The sequence below is a fragment of the Micromonospora sp. NPDC023633 genome (assembly GCF_040640035.1).
Classification (GTDB): domain Bacteria; phylum Actinomycetota; class Actinomycetes; order Mycobacteriales; family Micromonosporaceae; genus Micromonospora.
The window spans coordinates 39,462-60,347 of record NZ_JBFABB010000003.1 but is presented as its reverse complement, the minus strand read 5'-3'; the positions used below and the strand labels follow the sequence as shown (position 1 = coordinate 60,347).

The 20,886-nt window shown below is 74.5% G+C and carries 17 protein-coding genes; 12 read left to right on the top strand and 5 right to left on the bottom strand.

The window, feature by feature from the left end; translation table 11 throughout:
• The first annotated feature begins 135 nt into the window (after window positions 1-135).
• From AB0G13_RS01625 to AB0G13_RS01615, 3 genes are all read left to right on the top strand, one after another.
• Window positions 136-1,488, top strand: a complete 1,353-nt coding sequence (locus AB0G13_RS01625) for a dipeptidase (protein ID WP_357867480.1) — start codon at window positions 136-138, stop codon at window positions 1,486-1,488.
• 77 nt (window positions 1,489-1,565) lie between these two features.
• Entirely contained in the window at window positions 1,566-1,772 is a 207-nt protein-coding gene (locus tag AB0G13_RS01620) for a hypothetical protein (protein ID WP_357867286.1), read from the top strand.
• 123 nt (window positions 1,773-1,895) lie between these two features.
• Complete coding sequence (locus AB0G13_RS01615; protein ID WP_357867283.1) at window positions 1,896-3,488, top strand: ATP-dependent DNA ligase; 1,593 nt, start codon at window positions 1,896-1,898, stop codon at window positions 3,486-3,488.
• A 31-nt stretch (window positions 3,489-3,519) separates the two neighbouring features.
• On the opposite strand, the gene AB0G13_RS01610 is transcribed toward AB0G13_RS01615, so the two are convergent.
• Window positions 3,520-4,347, bottom strand: coding sequence for an SURF1 family protein (locus AB0G13_RS01610; protein ID WP_357867281.1), 828 nt, complete (start codon window positions 4,345-4,347; stop codon window positions 3,520-3,522).
• Window positions 4,348-4,548: 201 nt separating this feature from the next.
• Here AB0G13_RS01610 and AB0G13_RS01605 point away from each other — a divergent pair, with 201 nt between their 5' ends.
• A complete protein-coding gene (locus AB0G13_RS01605; RefSeq protein WP_357867278.1) occupies window positions 4,549-5,940 on the top strand; it encodes a cobyrinate a,c-diamide synthase in 1,392 nt (463 codons plus the stop codon).
• Window positions 5,937-6,506, top strand: coding sequence for a GNAT family protein (locus AB0G13_RS01600; protein ID WP_357867275.1), 570 nt, complete (start codon window positions 5,937-5,939; stop codon window positions 6,504-6,506). Before AB0G13_RS01605 ends, AB0G13_RS01600 begins: the two co-directional genes overlap by 4 nt.
• A 57-nt stretch (window positions 6,507-6,563) precedes the next feature.
• Here the strand turns inward: AB0G13_RS01600 and AB0G13_RS01595 are convergent, their stop codons facing one another.
• On the bottom strand, window positions 6,564-8,696 hold the full coding sequence (locus AB0G13_RS01595; RefSeq protein ID WP_357867272.1) for a transglycosylase domain-containing protein: 2,133 nt from the start codon (window positions 8,694-8,696) through the stop codon (window positions 6,564-6,566).
• Window positions 8,697-8,817: 121 nt separating this feature from the next.
• Here AB0G13_RS01595 and cobC point away from each other — a divergent pair, with 121 nt between their 5' ends.
• Genes cobC through cobA form a run of 3 tightly spaced genes read left to right on the top strand, consistent with a single transcriptional unit; the run spans window position 8,818 to window position 12,327 of the window.
• Window positions 8,818-9,912 (top strand): Rv2231c family pyridoxal phosphate-dependent protein CobC, encoded by a 1,095-nt coding sequence (gene cobC / locus AB0G13_RS01590; protein WP_357867268.1) that lies wholly within the window; start codon window positions 8,818-8,820, stop codon window positions 9,910-9,912.
• On the top strand, window positions 9,912-11,006 hold the full coding sequence (gene cobT / locus AB0G13_RS01585) for a nicotinate-nucleotide--dimethylbenzimidazole phosphoribosyltransferase (RefSeq protein ID WP_357867477.1): 1,095 nt from the start codon (window positions 9,912-9,914) through the stop codon (window positions 11,004-11,006). The genes cobC and cobT overlap by 1 nt, the downstream gene beginning before the upstream one ends.
• Before the next feature lie 37 nt (window positions 11,007-11,043).
• On the top strand, window positions 11,044-12,327 hold the full coding sequence (gene cobA / locus AB0G13_RS01580) for a uroporphyrinogen-III C-methyltransferase (protein ID WP_357867265.1): 1,284 nt from the start codon (window positions 11,044-11,046) through the stop codon (window positions 12,325-12,327).
• Window positions 12,328-12,458: 131 nt separating this feature from the next.
• On the opposite strand, the gene otsB is transcribed toward cobA, so the two are convergent.
• Window positions 12,459-15,062: a trehalose-phosphatase gene (otsB, locus tag AB0G13_RS01575; protein WP_357867262.1), complete on the bottom strand. Its 2,604-nt coding sequence runs from the start codon at window positions 15,060-15,062 to the stop codon at window positions 12,459-12,461.
• Entirely contained in the window at window positions 15,059-16,459 is a 1,401-nt protein-coding gene (locus AB0G13_RS01570; protein WP_334607924.1) for a trehalose-6-phosphate synthase, read from the bottom strand. Before AB0G13_RS01570 ends, otsB begins: the two co-directional genes overlap by 4 nt.
• A 331-nt stretch (window positions 16,460-16,790) precedes the next feature.
• Here AB0G13_RS01570 and ettA point away from each other — a divergent pair, with 331 nt between their 5' ends.
• From ettA to AB0G13_RS01550, 4 genes are all read left to right on the top strand, one after another.
• Complete coding sequence (gene ettA, locus AB0G13_RS01565; protein ID WP_357867258.1) at window positions 16,791-18,467, top strand: energy-dependent translational throttle protein EttA; 1,677 nt, start codon at window positions 16,791-16,793, stop codon at window positions 18,465-18,467.
• Between the two features lies 1 nt (window position 18,468).
• Window positions 18,469-18,915 carry a thioesterase family protein gene (locus AB0G13_RS01560; RefSeq protein WP_357867255.1) on the top strand — a complete coding sequence of 149 codons (447 nt, stop codon included), beginning with the start codon at window positions 18,469-18,471 and terminating at the stop codon, window positions 18,913-18,915.
• 68 nt (window positions 18,916-18,983) lie between these two features.
• Window positions 18,984-19,637 carry a hypothetical protein gene (locus AB0G13_RS01555; protein ID WP_357867475.1) on the top strand — a complete coding sequence of 218 codons (654 nt, stop codon included), beginning with the start codon at window positions 18,984-18,986 and terminating at the stop codon, window positions 19,635-19,637.
• A gap of 149 nt (window positions 19,638-19,786) precedes the next feature.
• Window positions 19,787-20,374: a YbjN domain-containing protein gene (locus AB0G13_RS01550; protein WP_357867252.1), complete on the top strand. Its 588-nt coding sequence runs from the start codon at window positions 19,787-19,789 to the stop codon at window positions 20,372-20,374.
• A gap of 100 nt (window positions 20,375-20,474) precedes the next feature.
• On the opposite strand, the gene AB0G13_RS01545 is transcribed toward AB0G13_RS01550, so the two are convergent.
• Window positions 20,475-20,864: a globin gene (locus tag AB0G13_RS01545; protein ID WP_357867473.1), complete on the bottom strand. Its 390-nt coding sequence runs from the start codon at window positions 20,862-20,864 to the stop codon at window positions 20,475-20,477.
• Window positions 20,865-20,886 lie beyond the last annotated feature (22 nt).

Genomic DNA, 20,886 nt, shown 5'->3' with positions numbered 1-20,886 from the left:
GGCGCGACGTCGCGAACAGTTGCCGCGTGCGCCGTCGCTGAAGCGCCGGCCAGGCCCGGACCCGCCCGTCGCGCCGGGCTCGGGCGGTGCGGTCGGTAAGGCCGGCATACGATGCCGGTCATGACCACACCGATCATGTCCGAGTCCGAGGTCCGGGCCGCCGTCGAGCGGGAGCTGCCCGGGGTCCGCGCCGACCTGGAACGCCTCGTCCGCATCCCCGGCATCGCGTTCGAGGGCTTCGACCACTCGCACGTGGAGCGTTCCGCCGAGGCGGTGGCCGAGCTGCTGCGCGGCTGCGGCCTCGACGTCGAGATCGTGCGCTCCGGTGGCCAGCCGGCGGTCATCGGGAAGAAGGCGGCCCCGCCCGGGGCGCCGACGGTGCTGCTCTACGCCCACCACGACGTGCAGCCGGTCGGCGACCTGACGCTGTGGGAGTCGGACCCGTTCGAGCCGGTGGAGCGGGACGGCCGGCTCTACGGCCGGGGCGCCGCCGACGACAAGGCCGGCATCATGGCGCACGTGGCGGCGCTGCGCGCGTACGGTGACGCGCTGCCGGTCGGCGTGGTGCTCTTCATCGAGGGCGAGGAGGAGTACGGCTCCGACTCGCTGGAGCGGCTGCTCGCCGAGCACCGCGACGAGATCGCCTCGGACGTCATCGTGATCGCCGACTCCGCCAACTGGGACATCGGCGTACCGGCGCTGACCACCTCCCTGCGCGGCATCGTCAACTGCTTCGTGGAGGTGCGCACCCTCGACCACGCCGTGCACAGCGGCATGTTCGGCGGCGCGGTGCCGGACGCGCTGACCGCCCTGGTGCGGCTGCTGGCCACCCTGCACACCGACGCCGGCGACGTGGCCGTCGACGGGCTGGTCGGCCGGGAGGGCGCGAGCGTCGACTACCCCGAGGACCGGTTCCGCGCCGAGGCCGGGCTGGCCGAGGGCGTGGGCCTCATCGGCACCGGGCGGATCACCGACCGGCTCTGGACCAAGCCCGCCCTCGCGGTGCTCGGCATCGACGCCCCGGCCACCGCCGAGGCGCCGAACGCCCTCGTTCCCACCGCGAAGGCCAAGCTGAGCGTACGGCTGGCGCCGGGCGACGACCCGAAGCGGGCGTACGCGGCCCTGCGCGCCCACTTGGAGAAGCACGCGCCGTGGGGCGCGCGGGTGACCATCACCTTCGAGCACGACGGCAACCCGTGCGTCATCGACGCGTCCGGCCCGATGTTCGACGCGGCCCGATCGGCGTTCCGGACCGCCTGGGACGGCACCGACCCCGTGGACCTCGGCATCGGCGGCTCGATCCCGTTCATCGCCACCTTCCAGGAGATGTTCCCGCGCGCGGCGATCCTGGTGACCGGCGTGGAGGACCCGCACGCCCGGGCGCACGGCCCGAACGAGAGCCTGCACCTCGGGGAGTTCGCCCGGGTCTGCCTGGCCGAGGCGCTGCTGCTCAAGAAGGTCGCCGAGGCGGGCGTCGACGGGCGTTAGGTGTCGGAACCGTAACTTCGCGGTCGAAGTGGGAGTTTGCGGTGTGTCGGCCGCACGGTTGTTATAGCCTCTCGAACATGCGTACGAACGAGGTGATGGGCCGGCTCGAGGCCGCCGTCAGCGCACTGGGGGACGTCGACGTCTCCGCGTGGTCCGAGGACACGCTCAAGGAACAGCTCGGCGAGCTGTCCGCCGCGCTGGTCGCGCTCGACAGAGGGCTCTCCCGGGTCGCCGAGGAGATCCGCGCCCGCGGCCTGCGCATCGAGGAACCCGTCTCGGCCTGACCCGCTCAGCGTCCAGGCAGGGAGCGCCACCGCGAGCGCGGCGGCGCCCATCCCTGACCGGGCGGTGTCTGCCGGCGGTCGGGGCACGGCAATGCCCGGGTCGTGTCGGAGGTGGCTGGCAGGATGGAGCCCGTGCGGTTCCTCGACCTGGCAGCCACCTCCGCCGCCGTCGGCGCCACCCGGGCCCGACGGGCCAAGGTGGAGCTGCTCGCCGCCGCGTTGCGGGCGCTCGACCCGCCCGAGGTCCCGGCGGGCGCCGGCTGGCTGGCCGGCGAGCTGCGCCAGCGGCAGACCGGGGTGGGCTGGGCGAGCCTGCGTGACCTGCCGCCGCCGGCCGCCGAGCCGACCCTGACCGTGGCGGCCGTCGACGCGGCCGTCGACGAGATCGCGTCCGTGCACGGGCCGGGTTCCCAGGCCCGCCGCCGGGCGCTGTTGGGCGCGCTCTACGCCGCCGCCACCGCCGAGGAGCAGCGGCTGCTGACCGGCCTGTTCAGCGGTGAGCTGCGCCAGGGCGCGCAGGCGGGGCTGCTCGCCGACGCGGTGGCCCGGGCCGCCGACGTGCCGGTCGCCGCCGTACGCCGGGCGCTGCTGCTCGCCGGCGACCTGCGCGCGGTCGCGGTCGCCGCGCTCGACGGGGGCGCGCCGGCGCTGGCCGCCTTCGGCCTCCAGGTCGGCCGCCCGCTCGCGCCGATGCTGGCCCAGAGCGCGCCCTCGGTCGACGAGGCGCTCGCGGCCACGGGCGTCCCCGCCGTGGTCGACGTGAAGCTCGACGGCATCCGGATCCAGGTGCACCGCTCCTGCGACGACATCGCCGTGTTCACCCGCAGCCTGGACGACATCACCGCCCGGGTGCCGGAGGTGGTCGCCGCCGTGCGGGCGCTGCCCGCCCGCGAGCTGGTGCTCGACGGGGAGGCGATCGGGCTCGACGAGACGGGCCGGCCGCTGCCCTTCCAGCAGACGTCGAGCCGGGCGGCGCGGCGCACCACGCCCAGCAGCGCCGGCCGCGCCCCGGTCGCACCGGCCGTGCTCGCCGCCGCCGCGGCCACCGGCGGGACGGTGCTGACGCCGTACTTCTTCGACCTGCTCCACCTCGACGGCGACGACCTGGTCGACCGGCCCGGCCGGGAGCGGTGGGCCGCGCTCGACGCCGCGGTCGACGCCCCGCTGCTGGTCGGCCGGATGGAGGTCGACGGTCCCGAGCGGGCCGGCGAGGCGTTCGCCGCCGCCATCGACGCCGGCCAGGAGGGGGTCGTCGTGAAGGCACCCGACGCCCCCTACGACGCCGGCCGGCGGGGCGCCGCCTGGGTGAAGGTGAAGCCCCGGCACACCCTCGACCTGGTGGTGCTGGCGGTGGAGTGGGGCAGCGGCCGGCGTCAGGGCTGGCTGTCCAACCTGCACCTCGGGGCCCGCGACCCGCGCACCGGCGACTTCGTGATGCTCGGCAAGACGTTCAAGGGCCTCACCGACGAGCTGCTGCGCTGGCAGACCGAGCGCTTCCTCGGCCTCGCCGTCGAGCGCGGCGACTGGGTGGTGCGGGTCCGCCCCGAGCAGGTGGTCGAGATCGCCTTCGACGGGGTGCAGACCAGCTCCCGCTACCCGGGCGGGATGGCGCTGCGCTTCGCCCGGGTGGTGCGCTACCGCGACGACAAGACGGCGGCGGAGGCCGACACCATCGACGCCGTACGCGCCATCCACGCCGGTCGCGTCACCGGCTGAGCGGGCGGGCGGGCCCGGCCGGCGAGGACGGTCAGGCGGCGCCCTGCGCCGCGGGCTCGGCGGCCCGGTCGACGGGCCCCCGCGGCCCCACGCCCGCCAGCCGGCGGGCCTCCCGGCGGGCCACCCAGCCGTAGCCGAACAGGGTCATGACGGCGAAGATCCACCACTGCACGACGTAGCCGAAGTTCTGCCAGTTGTTGGTGTATCCGACCGGCACGTCCTTGAAGGCGGGGTCTTCGGCCGGGGCCTGCTCGTCCAGCAGTAGGTACGCCCCGTGCACCGGGTAGGGCAGCTCCCGGGCCAGCCGGGGCACGCCGATCCGCCGGGTCTCCAGCTTGCCGTCACGCCGGGTCACGGCGACCGAGCCGCTCTCGCTCAGGTGCACCCGCCCCGTCACGGTGACCTCGCCGGTCGGGAGGGCCGGCACGTCCGGCTGGACGGTCGCGTCGCCACCCCGGGCCGGCGGGATCCAGCCCCGGTCCACCAGCACGGCCGTGCCGTCGGCCAGCACGAGCGGGGTGACCACCTCGAAGCCGACCGTGCGGTCCACCGAGCGCCCCCGGACCAGGACCACGTTCGCCGGGTCGTAGCGGCCGGTCACGGTGACCTTGGTCCAGGCCCTCTCCGCGGCGGGAGCGGGGCCGGCCGTGCCGCTGCCGCCGGTCGGGGCGGGCAGCACGTCACGCAGCGGCACCGGGTCCATCCGCAGGCCGGCGTCGATCCGCTGGTTGATCTCCGTGCGGCCGTGGTAGCGGTCCAGCTGCCAGTTGCCGAGCAGCACCATCACCGCCGCGGCGACCAGGGTCAGCACGAGAATGCCCAGCCAGCGCGGCGTCAGCAGGAACCGGTACACGCCCACGAGGCTACCCCTGTGACCGGAGGCACTCGCTCCGACAGCCCCCCTCCGGGCCCGGGCGGGCCGCCGCCGGGTCCGCCCGGCCGCGCGCCGACAGGGGCCGTTCGGCGGCGGTCACCCGCCGGTCGGTTGGGCTATCGTCACGCGGGCGGACCGCGCGGTCGGCCCGCCGCAGGTCCCCAGCCGCCCCGCAGGGAGTCGATGATGACCGTCGTGCCGCGCCTGGTGCTCAGCGCGCCGTCCTCCGGCCACGGCAAGAACGCGCTGGCGATCGGGCTGCTCGCCGCGTTCGCCGACCGGGGCCTGGACGTCGCCGGATTCAAGGTCGGCCCCGACCACGTCGACGCCGCGTACCTCGGGCTGGCCGCCGGCCGCCCCGGTCGGACCCTCGATCCCCGGCTGGTCGGCGCCGACCGGATCGCCCCGCTCGTCGGCCACGGCGCGGCCGGCGCCGGGCTCGCGGTGGTGCAGGGCAGCATGGGGCTGTACGACAGCCTCGCCGGCCGCCCGGAGAGCGAGTCGACGGCCGCCGTGGCCACCGCGCTGCGCAGCCCGGTCGTGCTGGTGGTCGACGTCGCCGCGACGGGACAGTCGGTGGCCGCCCTGGTGCACGGCTTCCGGTCGTACGACGAGCAGCTCTGGCTCGGCGGGGTGATCCTCAACCGGGTGGCGTCCGCCCGGCACGAGGAGCTGCTGCGCGAGGCGCTCGACGACATCGGGGTGCCGGTCTACGGCGCGCTGCGTCGCCAGGACCTGCCGTCCGTGCTGCCCGCCCGCCGGTACGGGGCGGTGCCCGCGCTCGCCCGCACCGGGGAGGCCACCCGCGCGGTCCGCCGGCTCGGCGAGGCGGTCGCCGCCACCGTCGAGCTGGACCGGCTGCTGGGCCTGGCCCGCTCCGCCCCGCCGCTGCCCGCGCCGCCCTGGGCGCCGGAGGTGGGGCGGGAGACCGCCGGGTCGCGCCCGGTCGTCGCGGTCGCCGGTGCGCCGGGCGGCAGCTACAGCCACGCCGAGACCGCCGAGCTGCTCCGGGCGGCCGGCGCCGAGGTGGTGACGGTCGACCCGCTGCACGACGAGGCGCTGCCCGCCGCCACCGGCGGGCTGGTCGTCGGCGGCGGGCTGCCCGAGTCGTACGCCGGGCAGCTCTCCGCCAACCGCCGGCTCTGCATCGCGGTCGCCGAGCTGGCCCGCACCGGGCGGCCCGTCGTCGCCGAGGGCGCCGGCCTGCTCTGGCTGGCCCGGGAACTGGACGGGCTGCCCATGTGCGGCGTGCTCGACGCGGTGGCGACCCGCCGCGACGGCCTGGTGGTGGGCTACCGGGAGGCGACCGCGCTGACCGACAGCCTCGTGGGGCCGGCGGGCACGGTGGTGGCGGGGCACAAGGAGCACGGCAGCTTGCTCACCCCGCGCGCCGGGGCGCGGCCGGCGTGGAGTTGGGACGGCGGGGCGCCCGAGGGCTTCGTCTGGCGGGGCGTGCACGCCTCGCAGCTCACCCTGCACTGGGCGGCGTACCCGCAGCTGGCGGCCCGGCTGGTCGACGCGGCGGCGCGGGCGGCGGCCGACCCCGCGACCGCCCGGCCCCACGGGGTGCCGGCGTGATCGGCCAGGTGGCGGTCCGCCGCTTCCCGGCGCTGACGGTCTCCACGCCCCGCACCGAGGTACGCGCGCTGACCGGGGCCGACGCGGCGGCGGCCGACGAGGTCTTCGCCGACCGGCAGACCCAGCGGTGGCTGCCGCTGGCCGACACCTCCGGCCGGATCGACGGGCTGGCCTGGTGCACCGACCTGGCGCGGCAGCGGCGCGACAGCGGCGACGGCGACCACTACGCGGTGGTACGCCGCGAGGACGACCGGGTGGTGGGCTGCCTGTGGACCCGGCGCACCGACTGGGGCGCCCGGTGCACCGAGGTCTCCTACGCGATGGCGGCGCACGCGCGGGGCTTCGGCCTGGCGGCCGAGGCGGTCGACGCGCTCGCCATCGCGCTGATCCTCGAACACGGCTTCCAGCGCGTCGAGCTGCGGGTCGCCCCCGGCAACCTGGCCTCCCGCCGGGTGGCCGAGAAGGCCGGGTTCAGCTACGAGGGCCTGCTGCGCAACGCCGGCTTCGTCCGCGGCGGCCGGGTCGACCTGGAGGTCTGGTCCCTCGTCTCCGCCGACCTCCGCTGAGCCGCCGGCCCTCTCGGGCGGCACGGCGATCAGAGGAGGCCGGCGGAGCTCCCCGGCTCAGCCGACCATGCGGTCCGAGGGCGGGGTGAACTGGCGGGTGGGCTGGCCCTTGAGGCCGTCGCGGAGGGTCTGCGCCACCGCCTTGATCGGGATCTGGGACTGGCCGTCGCCGACCGCGTTGAACGGGTTGTCCGGGTCGGAGATGAAGCTCGCCGCCGCCAGCTCCGGGGTGTAACCGACGAACCAGGCCGACCGGGTGCTGTCGGTGGTGCCCGTCTTGCCCGCCACCGGGCGGCCCACGGTGCCCCGCACGCTGTCCGCGGTCGACCAGCCGCCGCAGCTCCCGCGCGCCGGGGTGTCGCCGGTCGGGCAGCGGGCGGCGTCGGTGGCGGCGCGGGCGGCGTCGGCGTTCACCACCTGCCGGCAGCGGGGCTTGGCGACCTCGCGTTCGATCCCGGAGGCCGTCTTCCAGGTGGTCGGCGTGCCGTCGCGGTTGTAGATCGCCTGCACCGGGATCGCCTCGCAGTAGCGGCCGTCCGCGGCGATCGCGGCGTACGCGTTGGCCATCTCCAGCGGCGTGGCGTCGGAGACGCCGAGGGTGAACGCGCCCCACTTCTTGACCTTGGCCGGGGACGCCTGTTCCTTGTCGACGTCGGTGCGCCAGCGCAGCCCGAGCTGCTCGGCGAGGTGGACCGCCTTGTCCGCGCCGACCTGCTCCTCCAGCCACACGAAGTACGTGTTGACCGACTTGCCGAAGCCGGACCACATGGTCTGGTTGCCGCTCATCGCGCCGCTGGCGTTGGACGGCGCCCAGCCGTCGTAGACCTCGGAGCGGTACCGGTGCGGGGCGTTGAACGAGGTGGACAGCGGCATGCCCGCGTCCAGCGCGGCCAGCATCGGGAACATCTTGAACGTCGAGCCGGCCTGGTAGCCCGGCAGGTCGCCGCCGCCCAGCAGGGGCGCCACGGTGTTCGGGTAGTTCGCCTTGACCTTCGGCCCGGCCTCGGGGTTGGAACTCTGCCCGTTCTGGCTCAGGTCCAGCGAGTACGTCCGGTTCACCGCCATCGCCTTGACCCGGCCGGTGCCGGGCTCGGAGACCACGATGCCGTTGGCGAACGGGCTGCCGGTGTTCTCCTTGGCGCCGACGTTCTTCTCGGCGGCCTCCTGGATCTTCGGGTCCATGCTGAGCACGATCCGGTAGCCGCCCCGGCGCAGCTTGTCCATCCGCTCCAGCCGGTTCTCGCCGAACGCGGGCTGCGCGCTCCACCAGTTCTTCAGGTAGTCGCAGGCGAAGCCCCAGCTGTTCCACTTCTCGGGCACGGCGGCGCAGTCGTTCGGCGGGTAGGTCAGCTTCAGCCGGATCGGCTCGGTCTTCGCCTGCGCGACGGCGTCCGGCGAGAGGTAGCCGAGCTGGGCCATCCGGTCGAGCACGTAGTTGCGCCGGCCGGTGGCGTCCTTCTGGTCGGAGCTGGCCGGGTCGTACTCGGAGGGGGACTTGACCAGGCCGGCGAGGGTGGCCGCCTCGACGGGGCTGAGGTCCCGGGGGGCCTTGGAGAAGAAGATCTCGCTGGCCGCGTAGATGCCGTACGCGCGGTGCCCGAAGTACGCGGAGTTGAGGTAGCGCTCCAGGATCTGCTCCTTGCTCAGCTCCTTCTCCAGGTCCATCGCCATCCGCATCTCGCGGACCTTGCGCAGGCTGGTCTGCTGGGTGGCCTCCTGCACCTCCTTCGGCGTCTTCGCGCTGTCCCGCAGCGCCATCCGCACGTACTGCATGGTGAGGGTGGAGGCGCCCTGGGAGACGCCGCTGGAGCGGGCGTTCGCCACGAAGGCGCGGGCGACGCCCTTCGGGTCGACGCCCCGGTGCTGGTAGAAGCGGTTGTCCTCGGCGGCGACGATCGCCTGCTGCATGTTCGGCGAGATGTCGGCCAGCTTCGTGTACTGCCGGTACTCCTCGTAGAACATCGTCAGCACCGTCCTGCCGTCCGGCGCGTAGACGTACGACGTCTCGGCCGGCAGCGCGGTGGTGAGGATCTTGGTCTTGTGTTCCATGGCGTGCGCCGTGACCTTGGCGCCGAGGCCGGTGGCGGCGGCCACCGGGTACGCCACGGCGGCGACGACGATGCCGGCGATCAGTCCGGCGCGGAGGAGGGGAACGAGACGACCAGCGGCAGCAAGGGGTCGATTGCTCACCAGCTCAAGTTATGACATTTCCGATTCGTACTTGAGAAATATTCATAAACGCCCGTGTGGTGACGCGGCCCACGCCGGGATCCGCTGTCCCGCGCGCCACCTTCCCGGCAGGATCGCGGACATGCGTGGTCAGCCGACCGAGACCCTCCCAGGAACCGAGCCCACCGGGGGCGAGCCCGACCTCACCCACCACGGCGACGCCGAGGTGGGGCCGGGGCTGGTCGACCTCGCCGTCAACGTGCGGCGCGACGCCATGCCCGACTGGCTGGCCGATCCGATCACCGCCGCGCTCGGCGACCTCGCCGCGTACCCCGACCCGGGGCCGGCGCGGGCCGCCGTCGCGGCCCGGCACGCCCGCCCGCCGGCCGAGGTGCTGCTGACCGCCGGCGCGGCCGAGGGCTTCGTGCTGCTCGCCCGGGCGCTGCGCGGCGTGCGCCGGCCGGTGGTGGTGCACCCGCAGTTCACCGAGCCCGAGGCGGCGTTGCGTGCCGCCGGGCACCAGGTGGAGCGGGTGCTGCTCGACGCGGACGACGACTTCCGGCTCGACCCGGCCAGGGTGCCCGCCGACGCCGACCTCGTGATGATCGGCAACCCGACCAACCCGACGTCGGTGCTGCACCCCGCCGGCGACCTGGCCGCCCTCGCCCGGCCCGGTCGGGTGCTGGTGGTCGACGAGGCGTTCGCCGACACCACCGTCGCCCCCGGCGTGGCCGGCGAGCCGGAGTCGCTGGCCGCCCGGCGGGACCTGCCGGGCCTGCTGGTGGTCCGCAGCCTCACCAAGACCTGGGGCCTGGCGGGCCTGCGGATCGGCTACCTGCTCGGCGAGGCCGCGCTGCTGGAGCGGCTGGCCGCCGCCCAGCCGCTCTGGGCCGTCTCCACCCCGGCCCTGGCCGCCGCGTCGGCCTGCGCCACGCCCGTCGCGGTCGAGGCCGAGCGCGCCATCGCCGCCCGGCTCGCGGCCGACCGCGACCACCTGGTCGCCCGCCTGTCGGCCCTGCCCGGCGTACGCGTCGCCGGCCGCCCCGCCAGCGCGTTCGTGCTGGTGCACGTCGCCGGTGCCGCCGACGTGCGGCTCGCCCTGCGGCGGCGCGGCTGGGCGGTGCGCCGGGGCGACACGTTCCCCGGTCTCGGCCCGGACTGGCTGCGGATCGCCGTGCGCGACCCGGCCACCACCGACGCGTTCACCGAGGTACTGGCGGAGATCCTGGAGGCATGATGCTGGAGACCACGATCGCGGCGATCCGGCCGCCGGACGAGCCGGCGATGACCGCCGCCCGGGAGTTGCAGGGGCGGCTCACCAAGCCGGCCGGTTCGCTCGGCGCCCTGGAGGAACTCTCCGTACGCCTCGCCGGCCTGGCCGGGCACTGCCCGCCGCCGCTGCCCGAACCGGCCGCCGTCGCCATCTTCGCCGGTGACCACGGCGTGCACGCCCAGGGGGTGACGCCCTGGCCGCAGGAGGTCACCGCGCAGATGATCGGCAACTTCCTGGCCGGCGGCGCGGTGGTCAACGCGTTCGCCCGGCAGGCCGGCGCCACGGTCACCGTGGTCGACGTCGGGGTGGCCACCCCGCTCCCGGTCGCCGCGCCAAACGAGGAGGGCGTCGGCGCCCCGCCGACCCGCGGCGCGCCCCGGCTGGTCGCGGCGAACGTCCGCCCCGGCACCCGGGACCTGGCGGTGACCGCCGCGCTGACCCGCGACGAGGCCCGCGCGGCCGTCGAGACCGGCATCCGGGTGGCCGACGAGCTGATCGACGCCGGCGCGGGCATCCTGCTCACCGGGGACATGGGCATCGGCAACACCACGCCGGCCGCCGCCCTGATCGCCGCGTTCGCCGGCATCGACCCGGCGGAGACGACCGGCCGGGGCACCGGGGTCGACGACCCGACGTACGCCCGCAAGGTCGACGTCGTGCGGGCCGCGCTGCGCCGGCACGCCCCCGACCCGGCCGACCCGCTGGGCGTGCTGGCCGCCGTCGGCGGACTGGAGCACGCCGCGCTGGCCGGGCTGATCCTGGGTGCCGCCGCCCGCCGGACGCCGGTGCTGCTGGACGGGGTGATCGCGGTGGCCGCGGCGCTCGCCGCGGCGGCGCTCGCCCCGCACGCCGTGGCCGCCATGGTGGCCGGGCACCGCTCCGCCGAGCCGGGGGCCACGGTCGCGCTGCGACGGCTGGGCCTGGAGCCGCTGATCGACCTCGGGCTGCGCCTGGGCGAGGGCACCGGCGCGCTGCTCGCGCTGCCGGTGGTCACCGGCGCGGTCCGGGTGCTGCACGAGGTCGCCACCTTCGACTCGGCGGGGGTGGCCGAGAAGTGAGCGGGCGGACCATCGGACCCCGTGGCGAGGCGGCGACGTGAGCGGCAACCCGTACCCGCTCGGCCTGCGGCTCGCCGGCCGACGGGTGGTCGTGGTCGGCGGGGGAGCGGTGGCCACCCGACGGGTGCCGGCCCTGCTCGACGCCGGCGCGCACGTCTTCCTCGTCGCGCCGGAGCTGACCCCGGCGCTGCGCGCGCACGTCGACGCCGGACGGCTGCACTGGGCGCCGCGCCGCTTCGCCCCCGACGACCTGGACGGCGCGTGGCTGGTCCAGGTCGCGGTCGACGACCCGCTCGCCGCCGCGTCGGTCAGCGCCGCCGCCGCCGAACGCCGCATCTTCTGCGTACGCGCCGACGACCGCGCCGCCGCCACCGCCTGGACCCCGGCGGTGACCCGGCACGGGCCGGTGACCGTGGCGGTGCTCGGCGGGGGCGACCCGCGCCGGGCGATGGCCGTCCGCGACGCCGTCCGCGACCTCCTGGGCGTGCGGACGGGCCCCCTGTCGACGCCCGCGGCGCAGGAGGGGACCCTTCCCCGCACCCCTACCGGGCGGGTCGCGCTGGTCGGTGCCGGCCCCGGGGACCCGGAGCTGATCACCGTCCGGGGCTGGCGGCTGCTCACCGAGGCGGACGTGGTGGTCGCCGACCGGCTCGTCCCGGGGCTGCTCCTCGACGAGCTGCGCGCCGACGTCGAACTCGTGGACGCCTCCAAGATCCCGTACGGGCCGTCCCGCGCGCAGGAGGAGATCAACCGGATCCTGGTGGACCGGGCCCTGGCCGGGAAGGTCGTGGTCCGGCTCAAGGGCGGCGACCCGTACGTCTTCGGCCGCGGCGGCGAGGAGCTGCTGGCCTGCGCGGCGGCCGGTGTGCCGGTGACCGTGGTGCCCGGCGTGACCAGCTCGATCGCGGCCCCGGCCGTGGCGGGCATCCCGGTCACCCACCGGGGGGTGGCCCACGAGTTCACCGTGGTCTCCGGGCACGTCGCCCCCGACTCGCCGGCCTCCCTGGTCCGCTGGGACGCGCTGGCCGGGCTGCGCGGCACGCTGGTCGTCCTGATGGGGCTGAAGAACCTCGCGGCGATCACCGCGACGCTGGTCGCGCACGGCCGGCCGGCGCAGACGCCGGCCGCCGTGGTGCAGGAGGCGACGACCGGGGCGCAGCGGGTGCTCCGCTCCACGCTCGGCGCGGTGGCCGCCGACGTGGTCGCCGCGGGGCTGCGCCCGCCCGCGGTGGTGGTGCTGGGGGACGTGGTCACCGCCCTCGCCGGGGCTGGTCCTGAGGGATGTCCGGGGAGCCCGCTCGCTCCGGGCGGTCAGGCCTGATCCCTCCGCGAGCGGGCTCCCCGGACATCCCCGTGGGCGGGCTCGGGTCCGTTCGGGTCGGGTCTGATCCCGTGGGATGAGCGACGGCGGCCGGAGAGATCCCTCTCCGGCCGCCGTCGTCGCTGGTCAGGTCACTGCTTGAGCATGTTGTCCAGCAGCAGGGCGCAGCGGATCAGGCCGAGGTGGCTGTAGGCCTGCGGGTGGTTGCCCAGCCCGCGCTCGGCCAGCGGGTCGTACTGCTCGGGCAGCAGGCCCGTCGGGCCGGCGGTGTCCACCATCTGCGAGAACAGCTCCTCGGCGTCGGTCCGCCGCCCGGTGCGCAGGTACGCCTCGATGAGCCACGCCGTGCAGATGTGGAAGCCGCCCTCGCGCCCGGGCAGGCCGTCGTCCCAGTGGTAGCGGTAGACGACCGGGCCGCTGCGCAGGTCCGCCTCGATCCGCAGGACGGTCGAGAGGAAGCGCGGGTCGTCGCCGGGGAGCAGGCCGGACAGCCCGATCCACAGCGACGAGGCGTCCATGTCCTCGTCCCCGTACGCCACGCTGTAGGCCTCGACGGTCTCGTGCCAGCCGTACTCCAGCACGTTGGCGCCGATGCGGTCGCGCAGCTCCACCCACTCCGGCCGGTCCTCGCCGCCGTGCTGGCGCATCACGTGCAGCGCCCGGTCGACGGTCATCCAGCACATCACCTTCGAGAAGATGTGGTGCCGCGGGGGGAGGCGGGCCTCCCAGATGCCGTGGTCGGGCTCGTGCCAGCGGCGGCGGACCGCCTCGACCATGTTGTCGAGCACCCGCCACTCGTCCTCGCGGACGGAGCCGCGGGCGTCGGCCACGGCCGCGATGAGGTCCGCGATCGGGCCGAAGACGTCGAGCTGGAGCTGGTGGTTGGCGAGGTTGCCGACCCGGACCGGCCGGGAGCCGGCGTAACCGGGCAGGGTGTCGATGACCGCCTCGGCGCCCAGCTCGTAGCCGTCCACCGTGTAGAGCGGGTGCAGCCGCTCCGGGTGCCCGCCGGTGCGCTCGATGCACCCGTCGACCCAGCGCAGCAGCGCCTCGGCCTCCTCGATCGAGCCCAGGTCGACCAGGGAGCGCGCGGTCATCGCCGCGTCCCGCAGCCAGCAGTAGCGGTAGTCCCAGTTGCGGACGCCGCCCAGCTCCTCCGGCAGCGAGGTGGTCGCGGCGGCCAGGATCGAGCCGGTGGCCTCGTGGCAGAGCCCGCGCAGGGTCAGCGCGCTGCGGACCACCAGGTCCCGGGCGGTGCTCGGCAGCCGCAGGGTGGCGACCCAGTCCTTCCACGGCTGCTCGGCCAGGGCCTGCCGCTCGTGGACCGGCAGCCGGTGGTGTTCCAGGCTGTGCGTGCCGAAGCGCAGCTCCAGCACGACCTGCCCACCGGCGGCGGAGAGGTCGACGACCGCCTTGGCCGTCTCGTAGCCGCCGTCGTTGGTGACCTGCCACTCGACCCCGGGGGAGTAGAGCGCGACCGGCTCGTTCGAGCCGAGCACCAGCAGGCCGTCGCCGATCGGCTGCAACTGCACCGCGACCTGGCCGAACTCCGGCCGGGGCGCGAACTCCAGCCGGGCGCGGCCCGAGCCGGTCAGCACCCGGACCAGGGTCGAGTCGCCGGTCACGACGGCCGGGCCGTCGGGCGTGGTCTCCTTGGCCGGCTTGTCCAGCCAGTCGGTGACGGTCAGGCCCGACCACCGGGTCTCGACGGTCATCGTGCCCGAGCGGTAGCGCTGGCCGAGCGGGATGCCCCCGCGCTCCGGCGCGACGCTGAAGTGCCCGGCCGGGCTGCCGCCGACCAGGTCGGCGAAGATCGCCGCCGAGTCCGGCTTGGGGTGGCAGAGCCAGGTGACCTTCGCCTCGGGGGTGAGCAGGGCCACCGTCCGCCCGTTGGCCAGCATCGAGTGCCGCTCGATGGGCACCGCCCGCTCGCCGAAGAGCCAGTGCCGGCGGGTCTCCAGCAGCAGGCCGAGGGCGCGGGCGGCCTCGATCGGCTCGGCGACCCGGTAGCCGGCCCTGGTGTCACCGGGGCCGATCTTGATGCCGACGTCCGGCCCGTGCAGGTTGCCGAAGGCGTTCTCGTCGGTGACGTCGTCGCCGATGAAGAGCACCGCGCTGGCGGAGAGCTGGGTGCGCAGCTGGTCGACGGCCGTGCCCTTGTGGGTGGCGACCACCGACAGCTCGATGACCTCCTTGCCCTGGGTGACCGTGACGTCTTCCCAGGTCGCGGGGCCGCTGCGGACCGCTTCGATGGCGGCCGCCGCGACCTCGGGGGCCACCCCGCGGGTGTGCACCGCGACGCTCGCCGGCTTGCGCTCCAGCCGGATGCCCGGGTGGGCCGCGGCGATCTCGCGCAGGGCGTCGCGCAGCCGCGTCCGGACCGCGATCAGCTCGGGCGAGAGCCGCTCGACGAAGCCGATGTCGAACTCGGAGCCGTGGCTGCCGACCAGGTGGACCTCGCTGGGCAGCCGGGAGAGGGCGGCCAGGTCGCGCAGGGCCCGCCCGGAGACCACCGCCACGGTGGTCTGGGGCAGGGCGGCCAGCGCCCGGACGGCCGCCACCGACTCCGGCAGCGGCACGGCCTTGCTCGGGTCCTCCACGATCGGCGCCAGGGTGCCGTCGTAGTCGCAGGCGATCAGAAGCTGAGGCACCCGGGCGATGCGGCCGATGGCGGCGCGCAGTTCCGGGTCCATCGTGCCGGCCGCCGGGGTGATGATCTCGCTGGCGGCGTTCACGCGACCTCCGCTTGAGGCACACCGAGCTCGGTGAGGAAGGACTTCGCCCAGTGCCCCACATCGTGGGTGCGTAGATGGCGTTGCATTGTCCGCATTCTGCGGCGTGCCTCCGGCTTCTCGACGTGCACGGCCCTCAGCAGGGCATCCTTGACCGCGTCAGGGTCGTGCGGGTTACACAGGAACGCCTGACGCAGCTCGGTGGCGGCGCCGGCGAACTCGCTGAGCACGAGTGCACCGCCCTGGTCGGCGCGCGATGCGACGTACTCCTTGGCTACCAGATTCATTCCGTCTCGCAGCGGGGTCACCATCATCACGTCGGCGGCGGCGTACATCGCGGCCAGTTCAGTGCGACTGTACGACTGATGCAGGTAATGCACCGCCGGCACGCCGACCCTGCCGAACTCGCCATTAATCCGGCCGACCTCCCGCTCCACCTTCACGCGTAGTGCCTGGTAGTGCTCCACGCGCTCGCGGCTGGGCGTGGCGACCTGCACCATGACCGCGTCGGGAACTGTCAACTTTCCGTCAGCCAACAGCTCGCGGAAGGCCTTCAGCCGCAACTCGATGCCCTTGGTGTAGTCCAGCCGGTCGACGCCCAGGATGATCGTCTTCGGGTTGCCCAGCTCCTCGCGGATCTCCTTCGCCCGGGCCTGGATGCCCGGGTCGGCGGCCAGCCGCTCCATCTCCTTCGTGTCGATGGAGATCGGGAACGCGCCGGCCTTCACCTGGCGGCCGTCGACCTGGATCATCTGCCCCTCGTAGCGCAGCCCGAGCAGGTGCCGCGCCAGCCGGACGAAGTTCTGCGCGGCGAGGCGCTGCTGGAACCCGACCAGGTCGGCGCCGAGCAGGCCGCGCAGGATCTCGGTGCGGAACGGCATCTGCATGAACAGCTCGATCGGCGGGAACGGGATGTGCAGGAAGAAGCCGATCCGCAGGTCGGGCCGCAGCTCGCGGAGCATCGCCGGAACGAGCTGGAGCTGGTAGTCCTGCACCCAGACCGTCGCCCCCTCGGCCGCGACCTCCGCCGCGGCCTCCGCGAAGCGGGCGTTGACCAGCCGGTACGCCTCGCGCCAGCGGCGCTTGTAGGCCGGCGTCTCCACCGCGTCGTGGTAGAGCGGCCAGATCGTCGCGTTGGACTGGCCCTCGTAGTAGCGCTCCAGCTCCTCCGCGCTCAACGGCACCGGGTGCAGCCGGATGCCCTCCAGGTCGAAGGGCTCGGGGGCGGCGCCGGTGCCGCCGGCCCAGCCGACCCAGGTGCCCTGGTGCTCGGCGAGGACGGGGTGCAGTGCGGTCACCAGCCCTCCGGGGCTGCGACGCCACTGCCGTCCCTCGGGGGTGCTCACCTCGTCGACGGGTAGCCGGTTCGCCACTACGACAAAGGAGCTGCGGACGGTCACGTTCGGCCACCTCCGGGTGCTGACGGGTCAACCGCGAATGAGCGTACTGAGCGTAGCTGCGGCTTCTGGGGCCCCGTGCCGGAGTCACCTACCCTTCCCACCATGGTCCAACCCCTGGCGTGATCTTGTCGATACCCCTGCTCGGAAGCAGGGGTGGCAGGGCGCGGGCGGAGCGTCGGAGGCGGGGTGATGTGGGGGTGGCGCCGCGAACCTGTCAGGATTGACGGTGGCGTGCGTGCGGCCGGCCGCCCGGCCGGCGGCGGCGGGTGGAGACGCAGCCCGCGCCCGCGCCCGCCGACCCCAGTCGCAACCTACGGAGGTAGCCCGCACCGTGGCCCAGTACATCTACGTCCTGGAAAAGGCGCGCAAGGCGCACGGCGACAAGGTCGTGCTCGACAACGTGACGCTGAGCTTCCTCCCGGGGGCCAAGATCGGTGTGGTCGGCCCCAACGGCGCCGGTAAGTCCAGCCTCCTCAAGATCATGGCAGGCCTGGACCGGCCGAGCAACGGCGAGGCCCGGCTGATGCCCGGCTACACCGTCGGCCTGCTCGCCCAGGAGCCGCCGCTCAACGACGCCAAGACCGTGCTCGGCAACGTCGAGGAGGCGGTCGCCGAGACCAAGGCCAAGCTGGAGCGGTTCAACAAGATCGCCGAGCAGATGGCCACCGACTACTCCGACGAGCTGATGGAGGAGATGGGCAAGCTCCAGGAGGAGCTGGACCACGCCGACGCGTGGGACATCGACTCCAAGCTCGAACTGGCGATGGACGCGCTGCGCTGCCCGCCGCCGGACGCCGACGTGACCCAGCTCTCCGGGGGCGAGCGGCGCCGGGTGGCGCTGTGCAAGCTGCTGCTGGAGGCGCCCGACCTGCTGCTGCTCGACGAGCCCACCAACCACCTGGACGCGGAGAGCGTCTCCTGGCTGGAGCAGCACCTGGCCAAGTACGCGGGCACCGTCATGGCGATCACCCACGACCGGTACTTCCTCGACAACGTGGCCGGCTGGATCCTGGAGCTGGACCGCGGCCGGGCCGTCGGCTACGAGGGCAACTACTCCACCTACCTGGAGAAGAAGGCCGCCCGGCTGGCCGTCGAGGGCCGCCGCGACGCCAAGATGAAGAAGCGCCTCACCGAGGAGCTGGAGTGGGTCCGCTCCAACGCCAAGGCGCGGCAGACCAAGTCCAAGGCCCGCCTCGACCGCTACGAGGAGATGGCCACCGAGGCGGAGAAGACCCGCAAGCTGGACTTCGAGGAGATCCAGATTCCGCCGGGCCCGCGCCTGGGCAACACCGTGATCGAGGCGCACAACCTGACCAAGGGGTTCGGCGACCGGGTGCTCATCGAGAACCTGTCGTTCTCGCTGCCGCGCAACGGCATCGTCGGCATCATCGGCCCCAACGGCGTCGGCAAGACCACCCTGTTCAAGACCATCGTCGGGCTGGAGCAGCCGACGAGCGGCGACGTCCGGGTCGGCGAGACCGTCTCGCTGTCGTACGTCGACCAGAACCGGCAGGGCCTGGCCGGGGACAAGACGGTCTGGGAGGTCGTCTCCGACGGGCTCGACCACCTGATGGTCGGCAAGGTCGAGATGCCGTCGCGGGCGTACATCGCCGCGTTCGGGTTCAAGGGGCCGGACCAGCAGAAGCCGACGAAGGTGCTCTCCGGCGGCGAGCGCAACCGGCTCAACCTCGCGCTGACGCTGAAGATCGGCGGCAACGTGATCCTGCTCGACGAGCCGACCAACGACCTGGACGTGGAGACCCTCTCCAGCCTGGAGAACGCGCTGCTGGAGTTCCCCGGCTGCGCCGTGGTCATCTCCCACGACCGGATGTTCCTCGACCGGGTCGCCACGCACATCCTGGCCTGGGAGGGCGACGACGAGAACCCGGCCAAGTGGTTCTGGTTCGAGGGCAACTTCGAGGCGTACGAGAAGAACAAGGTCGACCGGCTCGGCGCGGAGGCGGCCCGCCCGCACCGGGTGACCTACCGCAAGCTGACCCGCGACTGACGTGGCAGACCGCTTCGTCTACCACTGCACCCTGCGGTGGTCCGACCTGGACGCGTACGGCCACGTCAACAACTCGCGCTTCCTCACCCTCTACGAGGAGGCGCGGGTGGCGTTGATGTTCGCCGGCGGCCGGGCGTGGGGAGTGGGCTCGTTCGCCGACGGCGTCGTGATCAGTCGGCACGAGATCGACTACCTGCGCCCGGTCGAGTACGCCCTCGGCCGGGCCACCGCGGAGGCCGCCCCCACCGTGCGCATCGAGCTGTGGGTGGAGGAGATCCGGGGCGCGTCCTTCACCGTCGCCTACGAGCTCTTCGACGGCGACGTCCTGGCCAGCCGCGCCCGTTCGGTGCTGGTGCCCTTCGACCTGACCCGGCAGCGGCCCCGGCGGATCACCCCGGAGGAGCGGACGTTCCTGCTCACGTACGCGCCGCAGGGTCCGGTGGCGTGACGGCGACCGACGGGCCGGCCGCCCCGGCGCGGACCGGCGGCGGCGGGCCGGCCGTCGCCGGGCACGGGATCGCCGACGCCGCCGACGCGGGGGCCTTCCTGGCCCGCCTCGTCCGGCTGGACCGCGACGCGCCGGTCCGACTCCGGTCGACCGGCGCGACGGGCCGCACGGCCCTCTGGGGGCGCCTGCCGTGGGGCGTGCTGGTCGTCCGCCCGGTGGCCGGCGACGGCCCCGGCGACGCCACGGTCTCGGCCGGCGAGCTGCTGGCCGAGCTCGCGGCGGGCGGCGCGGCCCTGCCGACGCGGCGGGACGAGCGGTGGCGGTGGCCGCTGCCGCCCACGGCGAGCCGCCGGGTGGAGACGCTGCCGGGCGCGGAGCTGCGGCGGATCGCGGCGGCGGCCGCGGGAGCCCTGCGTGACGCCAGCGCCCACGGCGTCGGCGGGCGGGCGGTCGGGCAGCGGGCGCTGCGGGACGCGCTGCTCGACCACGTGCCCGTGGTGGTCACCCCGGACGACCCGCCCGGCGAGCCGATCGAGGTGACCCAGCGGATGGTCCAGGGGTTGGTCCGGATGGGCTTCCTCGGGGCGGCCGAGGGGTCCGCCGAGGCGGGCGGCGGGGGCGACGTCCAGGTGCGAACGGTCGGCCGATGGGTCGGTCTGGTGGGACCGTACGGAGCGATCTGGTCGCAGAAGGCCACCGATCTTGCCGTGCGGCCCGTCTGAGTTCATCCGTTCGGATGACCCATGGTCATTCTTCTGTCCTGGTGCTGTCGTTGGGGGGGTGCTTCAACCCGGCTGTCCGGGTACCGTCCATCCTCGGATCCAACGCACCGTAGGCGGCTGGATCCGCTGGGGAGTGAGGTGCGCGAGCGATGCCGTGGTGGTCATGGCGCCCCGGTCCCGCCAACGGCGGCGGCGACCCGGAAAGGCAGAGCGGGATCACAGTGGAGAGCACCGTCCGGGTCGGACCACCGACCCCGCGTCAGCCGGGAGACGACTGCCCGCCGACGGAGCGTGCCGTGATAGCGGACATGCCCGCCACGGTCGAGCCGGTCACCCTGCGCCGCGTCTGCGACGCGCTCGACATGCTCGACGTGCGCTACCTGGCCGACGGCGACGGCAACCTGCTGGCCATGTGGGAGCGACACGCCGTGCTGGTCACCCTGGAGGGCCCGGAGGACGAGATCCTGGTGATGCGGGCCCGTCCACACGCGACGGTGCCGCCGGACTGGGCCGACCGCGCCTACCGGGTGGTCAACGAGTGGAACCACACCCGCCGCTTCTGCAAGGCCTACATCGGCGACCCGACCGAGCGCGGGCAGTTGCCGATCTACGCGGAGTTGCAGGTGCCGTTCGGCGCCGGGGCGCACGACGCGCTGCTGGTCGAGATGCTCGACTGTGGCGCGGCGGTCGCCACCAGCTTCGTGGACTGGCTGCACGACGAGGGCGCCCTGCTCTGAGCCGCCCGACGCCCGTCGGACGACCGGGTGCCCGTACGAAGTCGGCCGGACCTCCCGGCGGCCGGCCGGCGGCCGCCGGGTCGCCCGACGGCCGCTCGGGTCAGGCCGGCCCCGCCGGATCCTCCATCGCGTTGACCATGAAGTAGGCGGCCCGCTCCAGGTAGTCCCACAGCGCGGTGGCGATCTCCGGCGGCAGGTCGAGACGGTCGACGGCGCGGCGCATGTGGAGCAGCCACGCGTCCCGTTCGGCGGCGCCGATCCGGTACGGCGCGTGGCGCATCCGCAGCCGCGGGTGCCCCCGTTGCGCCGAGTACGTGTTGGGGCCGCCCCAGTACTGCATGAGGAACAGGGCCAGCCGGTCCGCGGCCGGGCCCAGGTCCTCCTCGGGATACATGGGGCGCAGCAGCGGGTCGGCGGCGACCCCGGCGTAGAACTCGTCCACCAGCTTGCGGAAGGTGGGCTCGCCGCCCACCGCCTCGAAGAGGGTCATCGACGCACCGGGCCGGTCGGAC